Here is a 15252-nt window from a genome sequence, read left to right on the forward strand (position 1 = left end):
AAGGCCCCAGGGCCCCAGCACCCCAGCACCCCAAGGCCCCAGCACCCCGCACCCGCACAGCCTCAGCACCACGGCACCCCGCACCTACCACTTCCGCAAATAATTAATCCGCTCGCGCAACTGCTCCGCACTACATAGCGCCGTCGGCGGTCCCCCACAGGCCTGGCGCACCTCAATATGCACCGCCCCATGCGGCCGCCCCGTCCGCGAAGCATTAATCGACACCAAGGCATTGAGCTCTTTGCGCAACTGCGGAATCTCTTCACTGGCCACGCGCGCCGCCGCAGCCTGATTCCCCTCAGATTTGCGCCGCGCCTCTTCTTCCTCCCGGCGCTTCTTCTCTTCCGCCTCGCGGGCATTCAGCTGCTCGGTCTGCCGCCGCTTCAATAGCGCCCGCATCTGCTCGGCATCCAACAGCCCCGGCAACCCCAAATAGTCCGCCTCTTCTTCAGAACCCGCAATCGTCGCGGTCCCATAGGTCGAGCCATCATAAATCAGCGAATCCAGCTCGGCCTCAGCCCCCAAAGACTCATAGCCGCGCTCTAGCTCCGGCTCATTCTTCTCCCGATTCGCCTCTGCGAGCGCCTCATCATCCCACCCTTCTTTTTCGCGATGCGGCTTCCCCAACACATGGTCGCGGCTGGTCTCCAACTTCGCCGCCAAATCCAAAAGCACCGGCACCGAAGGCAAAAACACACTCGCGGTCTCCCCCGGCATCCGCGAACGCACAAAACGCCCAATGGCTTGCGCAAAAAACAGCGGCGTCGAGGCACTCGTGGCATACACACCTACCGCCAAGCGCGGCACGTCCACACCTTCAGACACCATGCGGACTGCCACCATCCACTCATCCTTGGAGGCAGAAAACTCCTTAATCCGCTCCGAGGATCCCGGCTCATCAGACAAGATCACCGCCACCGGGGTGGAAGAAAGCTCCTTTAGAATCCGCGCATAGGCCCGCGCCGTCTTGGTATCAGTCGCAATCACCAGCCCACCGGCATCCGGGATATTGCGCCGTAGTTGCAACAAGCGCGTATGCGCCGCTTCCAGCACCGCCGGAATCCACTCACCCTGAGGATCCAACGCGGTTTTCCAGGCGCGCGTGGTTTGCTCCGCATTCAGCGGCTCCCCAAGGCGTGCCGCATATTCCTCCCCGGCACTATCGCGCCACCGCGCCTCCCCGGAATACGCCAAGAACACCACCGGGCGCACCACACCATCAGCTAAAGCATCGGCATAGCCATAGGTGTGATCGGCTTTGCTGACCAGGTGCCCTTCGCCATCTTCTTCATAGCGAACAAAGGGAATCGCCGAATCATCAGACCTAAAGGGGGTACCGGTCAAGGCCAAGCGATGCGTGGCATCCCCATAGGCTTCCCGAATCCCATCACCCCAACTCTTGGTATCCCCACCGTGGTGAATCTCATCCAAGATCACCAGGCTGCGTTTGGCATCCGTTACCTGCCGATGCTTCCACGGATGCAGCGACACCTGCGCATAGGTCACCACGATCCCGTCATAGGCCGGATTAAAAGCCGAGGAGTTAGAAAAATTGTGGTCCAGCGCCAAACCCACCCGCGCGGCGGCTTCCGCCCACTGCACTTTGAGGTGCTCGGTGGGTACGACAACAATCACGCGATCCACGGTGCGGGTGGCACACAGTTCAGTGGCTACCCGCAGGGCGAAGGTTGTTTTACCCGCACCCGGGGTAGCCACGGCCAGGAAGTCCTGCGGTTTATTCACCAAGAACTTCGTGAGTGCTTTGCGCTGCCACGCACGAAGTTGATTACTCACTTGCGGCGCAGGCTCCGATACAGCCGCTCACAATCCGGGCACACCGGCGAACCCGGCTTCGCCTGCTTGCGCACCGGGAAGGTTTCGCCGCAAAGCGCCACCACCATTTTCCCGGAGATCGCGGAGTCCACGATCTTGTCTTTCTTTACGTAGTGGAAGAACTTCGGGGCATCGTTGTCTGTGCTTTGGTCCTCGCGGACATCGGGGCGTTCGATAGTCTTCGTACTCGTATTCACGCCCCCCATCATGCACCACACATAGAACCTCGACCACTTAGGGGTCTACCCTTGTTAGTCATGAGTAAGGAACGTCACTGGTTACCAGGGTCAAAGCGCCGCAACGCTGCCCTCATCACGGACGCTCCTGTCACCGCCGCCCAGGATCGCCACCACCGCGAGAAGGTCTACGCCATCCTCCAGGGGCTGCGTCTTCCCTTCCTTGCGCTTTCCGCCATTGCTTATGTGTGGATGGAAAACTGGCTGCTGTCCATGATTTTCTTTATCATCTCCATCCCCTTGCCCTGGATTTCCGTGGTGATTGCCAATGGCCATGGCAAACCCCGAGATCGGCGTACCCCAGCGGTCTACAAACCTGCGGCTTATCGCGAATGGCAGGAGAGCATGACCCAGCAGCTCGAATCGGGAGTAGCCGGGGTAATTTCTGCCTCCCCTGAACCCGAAATTATCGACGAAGAAGATGACTAAACCCACCTATATCGCCGCCCTCGCCCGCCCCCTTGCCACCCGCCTTAAAGAACTCAACTTCACCTCCGATGCCATCCGCGAACACCTCGGCCCAGAACTCACCCGTGCCCTTCACCGCGGCGAACCCGCTGCCGTGCGCTGGGGTGCCTCCGGTGATAGCGACCTAGATATCCTCATCCGGCTTTTCCTCATCCGCGACCCGGCCCCCAAAGCCGACTTTGAGCGCGTCCTCGGCAACGAGCTCGCCGAGGCTTTACTTTCTGCCGCCATTAACCCCGATGAACCCCTCGGCGATGACAACCACGTCTGTGGCCGCTGCGTGGACCAGGAATACCGCGTCCGCCTAGATATCCGCCCGCACATTATTAATGGCCATGATCGCCTCATCTTCTCCGACGCCGATGCCGCCATGGTCGCCGGCCACGTCCCTGGCCCAGACCACGTCCTTGGCGTAGGGGCCGCCAGCCTATCCCTGCTGCGCTCCACCCCCACCTCCGAGGTGGACTCCGTCCTGGATCTCGGTACCGGCTCTGGGGTACAAGCCCTTGGCCAATGGACTAACGCCCAGCACATCACAGCCACCGATATTCACCCACGTGCCCTAGCCCTAGCCCGCGCCACCTTCGCTGCCGCCGATACTCCCCCGGATCTTGAGATCCTCAGTGGCCCCTGGTTCGAACCTGTTCAACACCGCACCTTCGAACGCATCCTCGCCAACCCACCTTTTGTGGTGGGCCTTCCCGAAGTCGGCCATATCTACCGCGATTCCGGCCTTAACCTCGATGAAGCGTCCCGCCTGGTGGTCTCCCAAGCCCCGAAACACCTCCGCGAAGGCGGCACCGCACACCTGTTAGCCGCCTGGATCCACACCGATGAGCCCTGGCGCCAACGCGTTGCCTCCTGGATCCCGGACCACGGCGTGGATGCCTGGATCCTGCAACGCGATATCGCTGATCCCGCCCACTACGTAGGCACCTGGTTACGCGATGAATCCCTCGACCCGCGCACCGGCGAATCCGATGTGCGCACCCAAAGCTGGCTGGAGCACTTCCACAACTCCGAGGTCCGCGGCATTGGTTTTGGCTATGTGGCACTGAAACGCCTCGCCGATGATGAACCCTCCCGCGTACTTGCCGAGGAACTCCCCCAATCTTTCACCGATGAACTCGGCCCCGAAATCGAGGAGTACTTCCTACGCTCCGAATGGCTGAGCACCCACGATCCCCTTGATGCCACCTACCAGCTTCGCCCCGGCCTGGCCTTAGAAGAAATCTTTATGGCCAATCCCCCATCTAGCGAATTCGACCCCGAACACATGGGCTTTGGCGAAACCCTGCTGCGGATTACCCGCACCGAAGGCCCACGCTTTAGCCACGAGATTGATCGCCCCTTAAAGGACATCTTGAGCGCTATGCACCCGCAGGGCCTACCGCTGCGCGATATTGTCTCCATGTACTGCCTAAGCCATAAGGCAGATGAAGACGCCGTGGCTGATCAGGTGCGCGCCGCCGCCACCGATTTACTACGCCACGGCATGATCATCCCCGCCGAGCTACTAGAAGGATAAGCATGAAGGCCGTTTTAACCCGCGTGAGTTCCGCTTCCGTAGAAGTAGAAGGAGAAATCGTCGGCGAGATCCACGATGGACTACTCGCCTTAGTTGGGGTTGGCCGCGAAGACTCCCCGGAAGCCTGGGAGACCATGGTGCGGAAGATCGCCGAGCTGCGGGTCTTGGAAGATGAAAAATCCGTCAGCGACCTTAACGCCCCGGTGCTGTTGGTAAGCCAGTTCACCTTGCACGGGCGCACCGCGAAGGGGCGACGCCCCTCTTGGTCGGATGCTGCTCCCGGTGAGGTTGCGGAACCAGTGATCCAGAAAATCGCCGAAGGGCTGAAAGCCCGCGGCATTCCGGTGGAACAGGGCCGATTCGGCGCCATGATGAAGGTGGCGAGCGTGAATGAGGGTCCGTTTACGGTACTCGTGGAGTGCTAAACCAGGTGCGGCATACCGTGGCCCACACTGCTTACCTTTAAGCTTTTGTGCCCGCCGTGGGGCCCAGGGTCTCGAGTGAGCTAAGCCAATCCCCCTTTTCGGGGTGAGATGGTGTGGGGGTCTGTGGGGGTTGGGGAACTTATCGCCAAGATGCGGCGTTGCAGCAGTAGATAGAGGCGAGAAACCCAAGCCAGGAGGCCAGCATGACGAATCCGTCCCCGCGAGAGTTCGACGCCGATGACCAGGAACGTGACCGTGGCTCCCGCCGTGGGCACACGAATGATAATCCCGCTGCCGACTTGGTGCGGGTGTATCTCAATGGGATCGGCAAAACCGCGCTTCTAAGCGCTGAGGACGAGGTCGAACTGGCCCAACAAATTGAGGTTGGGTTATACGCCGCCCACCTGCTCGAAGACCCCGAGGTGAAACTCACCCGCGCTAAGAAACGCGACCTGAAGATCCTCGCCAAGCAGGGCCGCAAAGCCCGCTCGCACCTACTGGAAGCCAACCTGCGCCTGGTGGTGAGCCTGGCGAAGCGTTATACCGGGCGCGGCATGCCGCTTTTGGACCTTATCCAAGAAGGCAACTTGGGGCTGATTCGCGCCATGGAGAAATTTGATTACTCCAAGGGCTTTAAATTCTCCACCTACGCCACCTGGTGGATCCGGCAGGCCATTACCCGCGGCATGGCGGATCAATCCCGCACCATCCGCCTGCCTGTGCACCTGGTGGAGCAGGTCAATAAGCTTTCCCGCATTAAACGCGAGATGTACCAACACCTCGGCCGCGAAGCCACCAATGAGGAACTCGCCGAAGAATCCGGGATCGAAGAATCCAAGATTGAGCTACTCCTTCGCCAATCCCGCGACCCGGTGAGCTTGGATATGCCGGTCGGTGCGGATGAAGAAGCTCCCTTGGGTGACTTCATTGAAGATGCCGAAGCCACCGACGCGGAAACCGCGGTGGTTGCTTCGCTTCGCCACTCCGATATCCGTGCGGTGCTCGCGACGTTGGAGCAGCGCGAACAGGATGTCATCCGCTTGCGCTATGGCCTTGATGATGGGGTGCCGCGCACCTTGGATCAGATTGGCCGTAAGTTCGGGCTCTCCCGTGAACGTGTGCGCCAAATAGAACGGGAAGTGATGGCGAAGCTTCGTGACGGGGCTCGCGCAGATAAACTTCGTGAGTACGCCCTCTAGGGCCTATACTCTGCACTAGCCACGCATGAAGCAGTACCCAAGCATGACCTGGGACTCACCTAACACTCACCCTGACTATTGATATTGTTTTTCGCCACTAAGCAGCCGCCGACCGTATACAATTCTGCGGTATCGGCGGCTGGCGCAGTAGGGACTGCGCGCGGTTGTTTTACCCCCTGGGTGGTTTGCCCACCTGGGGTCACGGAATCTCGGATGAAAGGTTGATCCCACGTGAAAGATCTGGTCGATACTACGGAGATGTACCTCCGTACCATCTATGAGCTCGAAGAAGAAGGCATTACTCCGCTGCGCGCCCGCATTGCTGAGCGTCTGGAGCAGTCGGGCCCTACCGTGAGCCAAACCGTAGCCCGGATGGAACGCGATGGCCTTGTTATCGTGCGCCCAGATCGTAGCCTCGAGATGACTCCGCAGGGCCGCCACCTAGCCACCGCCGTGATGCGCAAGCACCGCCTGGCTGAGCGCCTGCTTACCGACATCCTGAAGCTGGATATCCACCAGGTTCACGATGAAGCCTGCCGCTGGGAGCATGTGATGAGCGATGCGGTAGAAAAGCGTGTTGTTGCGCTCTTAGGCGATGCCACCCGTTCGCCTTTCGGTAACCCGATTCCGGCCTTAGATGAACTTGGTGTGGACCAGCGCCCCGATGGTGAGATCGGTGTGCGTGTGATTGACCTTCCCGAGGGAGAAACCCCGGCACGCATCGTGCAGCTTAATGAAATTCTTCAGGTAGACGCCGAACAATTCCGTGAGCTTTATGCCGCCGGGATGACCGTCGGTGAAACCGTGACCGTGATTAATGATGACGGCCGCATCGCGCTCCGCCGCGGCGATCAAGAGGTCCAGCTCTGCTACGACCTCTGCCACGCAGTGCGCGTTGCGCCTGAAAACTAAATAGTTCCACCCCCCTTTTACACCCACAACTTATGGGGCTGCTCTGACGCAGGTCCGCAGTAGCGGCCCTGGAAGGACTATCGTGAAACTCCTCGTAACGGGCGGTGCCGGCTATGTCGGCAGCGTGTGCTCTACCATCCTGATCGAACGAGGCCACGACGTCACTATCTTGGACAACCTGTCCACCGGTAATCGCGACGCCGTCCCTGCCCAAGCCCGCTTTATTGAAGGTGAAGTGGCCACCGATGCCAGCACGGTTCTTGGTGAAGGGGGGTTTGATGCAGTCATCCACTTCGCCGCACGCTCCCTGGTCGGCGAATCCGTAGAAAAGCCCGAAGAGTATTGGCGCGATAATGTGGGCGCCACCTTGGCACTCCTGGAAGCCATGCGCACCCATGGGGTGAAGAACCTGGTGTTCTCCTCCACCGCCGCCACCTATGGGGAACCCGATGAGGTTCCGATCACCGAGACCCACCCCACTGCCCCGACTAACCCTTATGGGGCAACCAAGCTTGCCATCGACCACGCTATCCGCTCCTACTGCGTGGCCCATGATTTTGGGGCCACCAGCTTGCGCTATTTCAATGTGGCCGGCGCCTATGGCCAGGTAGGTGAAAACCGCGTTATTGAAACGCACCTCATCCCGATTATCTTGCAGGTGGCTTTAGGCCACCGCGAGAAGATCTCCATCTACGGCGATGACTGGCCCACCCCAGATGGCACCTGCATTCGCGACTACATCCACATTGTGGATCTCGCCGAAGCACATATCCTCGCCCTGGAAAGCAATAAGCCTGGCACGCACCGCATCTTCAACCTTGGCTCCGGGGATGGCTACTCCGTGAAGGAAGTGGTGGATACCTGCCGCAAGGTCACCGGCCATGAGATTCCGGCCGAGATCGCTCCGCGCCGTGCCGGTGACCCAGCACAGTTGATTGCTTCTTGTGAGAAAGCCATCAAGGAGCTGGGTTGGAACCCGGAGCGCACCGATTTGAGCACCATCGTGGCTGATGCCTGGGAGTTCACCAAGAACCTCGGCGATAAGGCACATTCCGCCAAAGCCTAGGGCTTGACCTTTCTTTAACATCGCAACACTTCTTAAGGCCTAAGGGGTGTTGCGATGTTTTTGGTTGGTGGCCTGGTTGGGGAGGCGGTTGGGCGCATTCCGCACTCGGTCTTAGCACCCTTGCCCGGCCAATTGCGCATTCCGCGCCACCTTTCCTGCGCTCCCGCCACACCTGCCCGTCCGTGTCTTGCCCCTCGCTGCTCTAACAGCGACCGTGCGGAATCGTATAAGAGCCCGTGGCTTGATATGCTCACGTCTGTATTGAGTTCCCAAGACAAGGAGAGCCTACGATGAAAAATCGTAAACTATACCTACCAATCATAGTGGCTGCAGCTATTGCAACATCCGCCATGTCTTCGCCGACTGCTAGCGCCGCCGGCTCCTGGCATGGTCCGTACGACAGTTATCCTGCCTGCGCATTTGCTTCCGGCCAAGACAATCCATTCATGTTTATAAACTTAAAGGTTCCCTGCGAGCGCCATAACGATGGCAAGTGGTGGTATCAAACTCGTTGGTTCTAGACTGCCTTGGAAGAAATTAAAAGATTTTTCCTCATCGGCATAGGCGGCGCCATCGTCGATTATGGGACGCGCTGGGTCTTGCTCTCCTTGGGCGTACTTCCCAGCCTCAGTAGGGCAGGCAGCTATATCGCCGGCAGCACCTTCGCCTACATCCTCAATAGCAAGTTCACCTTTAATGGCAATAGGTCACGTAGGGAGATCATCCGCGCGTCTATTGTTTATTCCCTGTGCTTCACCCTGGCCGTGATCGTTGACTGGGCCTGCCGATCTACCTACACCGGGGCGTACTATCTGCAAATCTCCTGGGTGGTGTCACAGGGTGTCGCAACAGTGGTGAATTTCCTGCTTCAGAAGCTGTGGGTATTTAAGTAAGGCACAATAAAAGCACCCTCACCGCGATGCCCCCACATGGCACCGCAGCGAGGATGCTTCTCGTTTTCCTAGGGCGCGTACTAGAAGTCGCCTAGGTAACGAGGATCAATGGTTTGGCCACGATCTTCCAAGTTGAGCAGCTTCCATAGGGTACGCGCCAACATATCGTCTGGGTTTAACTCCAAGGCCAGTTTGACCGTAAACAGCGCGAAGGAAGAAAGACCACGACCAATGCAGGAATGCGCGTAAAGGGTCAGCGCGCGGGCGCGGATCGCCCCACCGGTGGTTTTGGCTACTGCCAGCATCCAATCCCCGACACCGCGAATGTGATTATCCGTGGCGAAGAGAACCACATTGCTTAAGCGATGGTCCATGCAGCACAGCGCGCCGAGCGTCATGGCTTGGATATCGCCACAGAATTTATCGAAGTCTTCGTTTTCGGCGCGATCAATAGCCGAGAAAATATCGTGGGCGAGCACATGGGCATCTTCTTTAGCCCGCGGCCCGAAATCTGGTTTGCGGTCTTTCTTTTCATCCCAATCCAGCGGTGCGCTGACCGCCATGCCGATGCCCGGTACCGGGATGAGATAGTCCAGCACTGAGAAGGCTTCCGGGAAGTTCTCCACCAAACACCCGAGGGTATAGGCGCGCATCTCGGCTTGTTCTTCATCAAAGCCTTCGATGCTGCGGTCTTGGGAGTAGATCTTAAGCAATTCTTCGCGGCTGACTGCAGGTAGTTCGTCTTCCATAATCAGGTTCCTCATCGTCGCCGACTCAGTGATTCGGGGAAGTATTCCCCCACGCCAAATGTCGGAATAGGCCTCATAGGATTCATTGGGCGGGAGCATTAGTTGATAACGCTCCTCGTATTTAATTTCTTCGACATGCCACATCGCTGGAGAAGGCAGATCCAAGCTTTGTAGCTTCTGCCAAAGACTCTTCGCCAAGGCATCCCGCTCCGAGGTGGGGCAGATTAAATAAATGAGCACCAAGTCGGGGGTCCGCTGAGAGCTAATGGATTCATAGGCGAGATCGAGTCGCGGAATGTCTCCAGTATCTACTCGAACCACGGAGGTGAGGGCGTGGTTGTCCTCAGAGCCGCGGAACTTAGCGAAGCTTGCGAGCAAAACGGAATCTGTGGGGTAAAAACCCAATATTCCTGGAATATTGGCCAGCACCCCACCCGGTGAACAAATCTGTGCTGTTGTCATACCTCCACAGTTATGGACATCGGTGATTCGGACCAGCCCTAGGCGCCAGAATCCGCCTCACCTGTGGATAAAACCAGTGTTTTGGCTCGCCAACACTGTTTTATTCACAACCTGGTGGAGCAAACAGGATAGACTTGGCCCCTACGGCTATGGTCTCCAGCAATCTTATACAACTTGCACACTGCAGTGTGCAGGCGGTCGCCGCTTAGCGTAGTGCTCGCTATGCGGGTGGTGAAGAAAGTTGTAGCTATGGCACGTTCGAGTGGGATTATTTAGAAGTCCAACGTTGTTGCACCGATTGATGGAGACAGGAGGAGATGACATGCAGGACCACCACCGGAACATGTATGAACTCGAGTACCCCGTCCCCGAAGTGCGCTCACTAGCCGCTAACGGTCACGAAGACTCGAAGCCCCAGGGCCCTACCCTAGTTATCGCTATGCAAGGCTATGCAGATGCTGGGCAGGCCATTGACTTAGGTAGCAGCCACCTTTTGGCGGCTCTGGATAATAGTCCGCTGGCGGTATTCAACCACGACGAATTAGTGGATTATCGTTCGCGCCGCCCCGCCACCCAGGTGGAGATCGGCGGAGTTAAGCACATCTCCCCCATTTCCCTTGAGCTGCATGTGGTCCGCGATGTTGATGGTGCCCCCTTCCTGCTACTGGCAGGCCCGGAACCGGACCTGCGTTGGTCGGCTTTTACCGATGCGGTGGGTGATCTGATTGAGCGTTTTAATGTTCAGCGCACGATCTGCTTGTACTCCGCACCGATGACGGTGCCGCATACCCGTCCGATGGTGATTTCCGCCCACGGCAACGATCCGGCGTTGATGAAGGATCTAACGACCTTCGATTCGCATTTCACGGTGCCGGGTTCGGCTTCGCTATTTATTGAGAAGTGGCTCAATGACCGGAAACGTTCGGTTGCCGGCTATACCGCGCACGTACCGCACTATGTATCGGCTTCTCCCTACCCAGAAGCCACGCTGCGGCTCTTAGAGGCAGTCAAGGAGCACACAGGCCTGAACCTGCCTTTGAGTGTGCTGGAGGTTGATTGCCAGAGCGTGGCGCAGCAAATGCAGGAGCAAATGGAAGACTCCCGCGAGATCCAACATGTGGTGCATGCCTTAGAGCAGCAATATGACGAGGAAGCCGAACGCCACCGCCGCCAGCAGGCTTTGGCTGCAGAGGACCGCAATGTTCCGGATGCAGAAGAGATTGGTAAGGCTTTCGAGGAGTTCCTCGCCGGTGTGGACTCTGAGGATCCCACGATGAGCTTTGAGAAATCTGATGTGGAGTCCACCTCCGCGGATGATGCGGAAGCAGAGTCTTCTGCGCATAGCCCTCGTGATGCTGAGGATCCTGGAGCTTCCGATGATCACAATGGCTCGAACCAAGATAGCTAGGTTCTAGGCGGGTTGCCCTTGAACGGGGCACCCCGCCCTTTTTTCTTTCTGCCCTAGTACCCTCGGGTGGTGTGAACCTCACCCAGATGCTGCCTGACCTAAGTGAAGTACCGGAAGACTACTTCGATGAATCCATCTTCGATTCCTTCCTGAACTGGACCAAAACCAAAGGTATCCAGCTCTACCCAGCACAGGAAGAAGCAGCGCTGGGAATCCTTGCCGGCGATAATGTCATCCTCGCCACCCCCACCGGCTCAGGTAAGTCCATGGTGGCCATTGCGGCGCACTTTATTGCGATGGCCAGGGGCCAGCGCAGCTTCTATACCGCGCCGATTAAGGCGTTGGTGAGCGAAAAGTTTTTCGCGCTCTGCGATATCTTCGGCCCTGAATCCGTGGGCATGATGACCGGTGATGCCACCGTCAATGGCGGGGCTCCGATTATTTGCGCTACCGCTGAGGTGGTGGCCAATATTGCGCTTCGCAATGGGGCGGATGCCGATATTAATCAGGTGATTATGGATGAGTTCCACTACTACTCTGATCCCAGCCGCGGCTGGGCCTGGCAGGTACCACTACTAGAACTTCCCAAGGCACAGTTCCTGCTGATGTCCGCCACCTTGGGTGATACCACTGCGTTATCCCGGGACTTAAGTGAGCGCACGGGCCGAGAGACGAACTTGGTGGCTGGTAGTGAACGCCCGGTGCCACTGGAGTTTTCCTATGTGTACACCCCGGTGGAAGAGACCATTAAAGAATTAGTGGAAAAGGATCTTGCCCCGGTATATGTGGTGCATCCTTCCCAGCGCCAAGCCATTGAGCGGGCACAAGCCCTTGCGGGGGTGGCTTCGCTGAAGCTGATTAGCAAGGAAGAAAAGGCGCGGATTGCTGAGGAGATTGGGGATTTCCGGTTTAGCACCACCTTCGGCAAGGAATTATCAAAGCTGCTGCGTCGCGGCATCGGTGTGCACCATGCGGGGCTGCTTCCGAAGTATCGACGGCTAGTGGAAAAGCTTTCCCAGACTGGGTTGCTGAAGGTTATTTGCGGTACCGACACCCTGGGTGTGGGTATTAATGTGCCGATTCGTACCGTGTTGATGACGAGCTTGGCGAAATACGATGGCACCCGCCAACGTATTTTGCGTTCCCGGGAGTTCCACCAGATCGCCGGGCGCGCTGGGCGTGCTGGCTATGACACCAAGGGCACGGTGGTGATTCAAGCCCCAGAACATGAGATTGAGAATTGGCGGCTGCGTGAACGCGCCGGCACGGATCCGAAGAGGCTGAAGAAGTTACGCCTGAAATCAGCACGGCCTGGGGATGTGTCCTGGGGTGAGAAGACCTATGAAAAGCTCACCACCCAGGAACCGGAGGCGTTGAAATCTCACTTTGAGGTGTCGAACTCCATGGTGCTTAATGTGGTGGCCCGTGGTGGGGATGCCTATGAGCATTTCAAGCATTTGCTGCGCAGCAATCATGATCCCCGTGCGAAGCAGAATAAGGATATTCTGCGCACCCTAGAGCTCGTACGCGGGCTTTTAAACGCCGGGATTATTGCCCGCGATGAAGATAGTGACCAAGGTAGCTATCACCTGACCGAGGAGCTGCAGCGTGACTTCGCTTTGAACCAACCGCTTGCGCCTTTTGCCTTGGCGGCGTTGAGCCTATTGGATCAAGAATCTGATACTTATGCCCTTGATGTGGTCAGTGTGTTTGAGGCGATTTTGGATGACCCACGCCAAGTACTGTTAGCCCAGCAGTCCCATGCTCGTGGTGAGGAATTGGCGGCCTTAAAAGCTGATGGTGTGGAGTACACCGAGCGGATGGCGCTGATTGAGGAAGTCACCTGGCCGATGCCGCTTCGCGAGGAGCTAGAAGCTGCCTACGAAACCTATGTGGAGGGGCATCCTTGGGCACAAGAATTTGAGCTTTCGCCGAAGTCGGTTGTGCGCGACATGATCGAACATGGCATGACCTTCTCGGATTTGATTGCCACCTATAAGCTTTCGCGCTCTGAAGGTGTGGTGCTGCGCTACTTAACGGATGCGTGGCGCACGCTGGGGCACTCAATTCCCCCGGAGTACCTCAATGATGAGATTGAGGACATTATCATCTGGCTCGGTGAGCTTATCCAGCAGGTGGACTCCTCCTTGGTGGATGAGTGGATGCGCATGGCCGACCCGGATGCCCCGGTATCCAAGGACATTGTGGAACGCGAATTGGCCTTCGGGGTGGAAGACCCGAATGCGCTAACGGCGAACCGCCGTGCCTTTATCATCATGATCCGCAATTACATGTTCCGTTTGGTACAGCTCTTTGCCTATGAGAAGGAAGAAACCTTAGAAGAAGAGCTGGCATACCTGGAGGACATCCCGGACTTCCCGGCGGCCATGGATGCTTATTTTGATGAGTATGACGATATGGATACTGGCCCGGCTGCTCGTGGCCCCGAGTACTTCATCTTGAAGCAGAACACCCCGGATAAGCGCCATTGGGAGGTTCGTCAGATTATGAAGGACCCGAAGGATGAGCGTGGCTTTGCCTTAAGCGGCATTATTGATTTGGATGCCAGTGATGAGGCCGGTGAGATTCGCTTGAGCGAATTGCATCTGGACTACTAATCAGAGCTGGGTAGAAAGCAGAAAACCCCCGCAGCGCGGCACGCGTGGTTGGTGCGCCAGCCGCGCTGCGGGTTTTTTAGTTGGCTATTACGCCGTAAGTGGTGTGGCGCTTTGCATGCCGGTGGCCCTGCCCTGGGCGCCGAAGCGGTAGGCATCAAGCGTCATGCCCTTGGGGTAGAAATGCTCGATAGCTACCCATAGTGCCCAGATGAGCACCAGTGCGACCACGGCGACACCGATGTACTCGTAGTAGTCCCAGGCGAAATAGAGTGCGGCACCGGCAATGGCTAACAGCAGGATGGCGCTAATAACACCTGCGATTCCCTTGGGGCCGCGCCAGACTTTTTGTTGGGACCATTCCAGGGCTGCCCTGATATTGCGGAAGCCATCGATAATGTCATCTTGTTCGCAGCGAATATTTTGCACGATCTGAAGTTGACGCATGGCGTAATTCCACTGGTGCTGGTTGGTAAAGGCCAACTCGCCGGCCGCATTGCGGCTGGCGTTGTGCTGAATATCGCGCAGCACAATCACCGAGGCAGCGTGTTCTGCATCGGGGTGGTTGGGGTAATCACGAAGCAGCTGGCGGGCAGCCCCCAGGGCTTGGCGGCCGCGGCCTTCATAGTCGTAGGTCATGGCGCGACGCCCTGCCCAATAAGCTGAATCCGGGTGGTTGGCGAGGTAGCTATCGATCGCCTCGCGGGCGGCATCAAAGTAGCCGGCCTGAAGTTGGGCTTCTACGAGTTCGCTCAGTGCTTCCTCGCTGCCGGAGTAAGCGAAATCCTCAGCAAGTTCGCTGATATGCTGGGGATCTTGGAGGTGGGAATCTTCCGGCGGGTTGAGGAAACTCTGGTTATCCATGGGCTACGACACTCCGGGATGGTGATGAGGGGCGTTTAGGAAATGCCTGTTCAGGTTACCCCAGGTCAGCAGCACTATTCTGGGCCGTTTAGCGAACCCTTAGGAAAAGTAGTGTGGTAGTACGAGTTTTGCCTAGAAACCCCGGGGTTTGGGGCTGAAGCTTGAGGATTGCATGAGAGTTCGACCACGTGGGTTTAGGAGTTATTCAGCTGGGTGTACCCCTAGCTACCCCCGCATAGTGTGAAAGAAGGCGCGGCATAGGGTTAAGTAGCAAAATGTGTGCTCAAATTTCGGCGTTGTAGCTGGTCAGGGTATGTAAATCCGGGTTTTATTAGGTTCCGGGGCTTATATCCGCAACTTCAACGTTAAATCCACCGGAATGGCACCCACATGTGCTAAGCGCGGTTTGGTGTGCTTTCCCAGTGATCAAAAACCGACCGCAATGCCCCCTATGCGCTGGGCAAATGAGAAGAAATGGCACCACCACTAAAGGCACCACCCGCTGGCGGTGCAAAGACCCCAACTGTGGTGTCTCCACCACACGCAACCGCACCGACTCCACTAACGCCCATTATTTTCAGGCGTTCCACTCCT

General features: G+C 57.5%; 14 protein-coding genes. 10 read left to right on the forward strand and 4 right to left on the reverse strand.

Annotated elements, in window-relative coordinates:
- Window positions 1–84 precede the first annotated feature (84 nt).
- Entirely contained in the window at window positions 85–1794 is a 1710-nt protein-coding gene (locus BMZ01_RS08170; RefSeq protein ID WP_092286296.1) for a DEAD/DEAH box helicase, read from the reverse strand.
- Window positions 1791–2042 carry a DUF3039 domain-containing protein gene (locus BMZ01_RS08175; protein WP_092286298.1) on the reverse strand — a complete coding sequence of 84 codons (252 nt, stop codon included), beginning with the start codon at window positions 2040–2042 and terminating at the stop codon, window positions 1791–1793. Before BMZ01_RS08175 ends, BMZ01_RS08170 begins: the two co-directional genes overlap by 4 nt.
- Before the next feature lie 48 nt (window positions 2043–2090).
- Here BMZ01_RS08175 and BMZ01_RS08180 point away from each other — a divergent pair, with 48 nt between their 5' ends.
- From BMZ01_RS08180 to BMZ01_RS08210, 7 genes are all read left to right on the forward strand, one after another.
- Window positions 2091–2498 (forward strand): DUF3099 domain-containing protein, encoded by a 408-nt coding sequence (locus BMZ01_RS08180; protein ID WP_092286300.1) that lies wholly within the window; start codon window positions 2091–2093, stop codon window positions 2496–2498.
- Window positions 2491–4065 carry a DUF7782 domain-containing protein gene (locus BMZ01_RS08185; RefSeq protein ID WP_092286302.1) on the forward strand — a complete coding sequence of 525 codons (1575 nt, stop codon included), beginning with the start codon at window positions 2491–2493 and terminating at the stop codon, window positions 4063–4065. The genes BMZ01_RS08180 and BMZ01_RS08185 overlap by 8 nt, the downstream gene beginning before the upstream one ends.
- 2 nt (window positions 4066–4067) lie before the next feature.
- Complete coding sequence (dtd, locus tag BMZ01_RS08190) at window positions 4068–4490, forward strand: D-aminoacyl-tRNA deacylase (RefSeq protein WP_092286304.1); 423 nt, start codon at window positions 4068–4070, stop codon at window positions 4488–4490.
- Between the two features lie 203 nt (window positions 4491–4693).
- The gene (locus BMZ01_RS08195; RefSeq protein WP_092286306.1) at window positions 4694–5689 is read left to right on the forward strand and encodes a sigma-70 family RNA polymerase sigma factor; all 996 of its coding nucleotides are present in this window, start codon (window positions 4694–4696) and stop codon (window positions 5687–5689) included.
- 231 nt (window positions 5690–5920) lie between these two features.
- The gene (locus BMZ01_RS08200) at window positions 5921–6601 is read left to right on the forward strand and encodes a metal-dependent transcriptional regulator (RefSeq protein WP_092286308.1); all 681 of its coding nucleotides are present in this window, start codon (window positions 5921–5923) and stop codon (window positions 6599–6601) included.
- Between the two features lie 82 nt (window positions 6602–6683).
- A complete protein-coding gene (galE, locus tag BMZ01_RS08205) occupies window positions 6684–7667 on the forward strand; it encodes a UDP-glucose 4-epimerase GalE (protein ID WP_092286310.1) in 984 nt (327 codons plus the stop codon).
- Between the two features lie 527 nt (window positions 7668–8194).
- Complete coding sequence (locus BMZ01_RS08210; protein ID WP_092286312.1) at window positions 8195–8560, forward strand: GtrA family protein; 366 nt, start codon at window positions 8195–8197, stop codon at window positions 8558–8560.
- Window positions 8561–8640: 80 nt separating this feature from the next.
- Here the strand turns inward: BMZ01_RS08210 and BMZ01_RS08215 are convergent, their stop codons facing one another.
- Complete coding sequence (locus BMZ01_RS08215) at window positions 8641–9771, reverse strand: DUF4192 domain-containing protein (protein ID WP_092286314.1); 1131 nt, start codon at window positions 9769–9771, stop codon at window positions 8641–8643.
- 322 nt (window positions 9772–10093) lie between these two features.
- Here BMZ01_RS08215 and BMZ01_RS08220 point away from each other — a divergent pair, with 322 nt between their 5' ends.
- A complete protein-coding gene (locus BMZ01_RS08220; protein ID WP_092286316.1) occupies window positions 10094–11179 on the forward strand; it encodes a PAC2 family protein in 1086 nt (361 codons plus the stop codon).
- 71 nt (window positions 11180–11250) lie between these two features.
- Window positions 11251–13797 carry a DEAD/DEAH box helicase gene (locus BMZ01_RS08225; protein ID WP_177180120.1) on the forward strand — a complete coding sequence of 849 codons (2547 nt, stop codon included), beginning with the start codon at window positions 11251–11253 and terminating at the stop codon, window positions 13795–13797.
- Between the two features lie 87 nt (window positions 13798–13884).
- Here BMZ01_RS08225 and BMZ01_RS08230 read toward each other — a convergent pair whose 3' ends face one another.
- The gene (locus tag BMZ01_RS08230) at window positions 13885–14658 is read right to left on the reverse strand and encodes a tetratricopeptide repeat protein (protein WP_092286317.1); all 774 of its coding nucleotides are present in this window, start codon (window positions 14656–14658) and stop codon (window positions 13885–13887) included.
- Between the two features lie 422 nt (window positions 14659–15080).
- On the opposite strand from BMZ01_RS08230, the gene BMZ01_RS11035 reads away from it, so the two are divergent.
- The coding region (locus BMZ01_RS11035; protein ID WP_425304780.1) for a transposase-like zinc-binding domain-containing protein at window positions 15081–15252 on the forward strand (172 nt) is incomplete at its 3' end.

The sequence above is a fragment of the Corynebacterium spheniscorum genome, from assembly GCF_900113445.1.
Lineage (GTDB): Bacteria > Actinomycetota > Actinomycetes > Mycobacteriales > Mycobacteriaceae > Corynebacterium > Corynebacterium spheniscorum.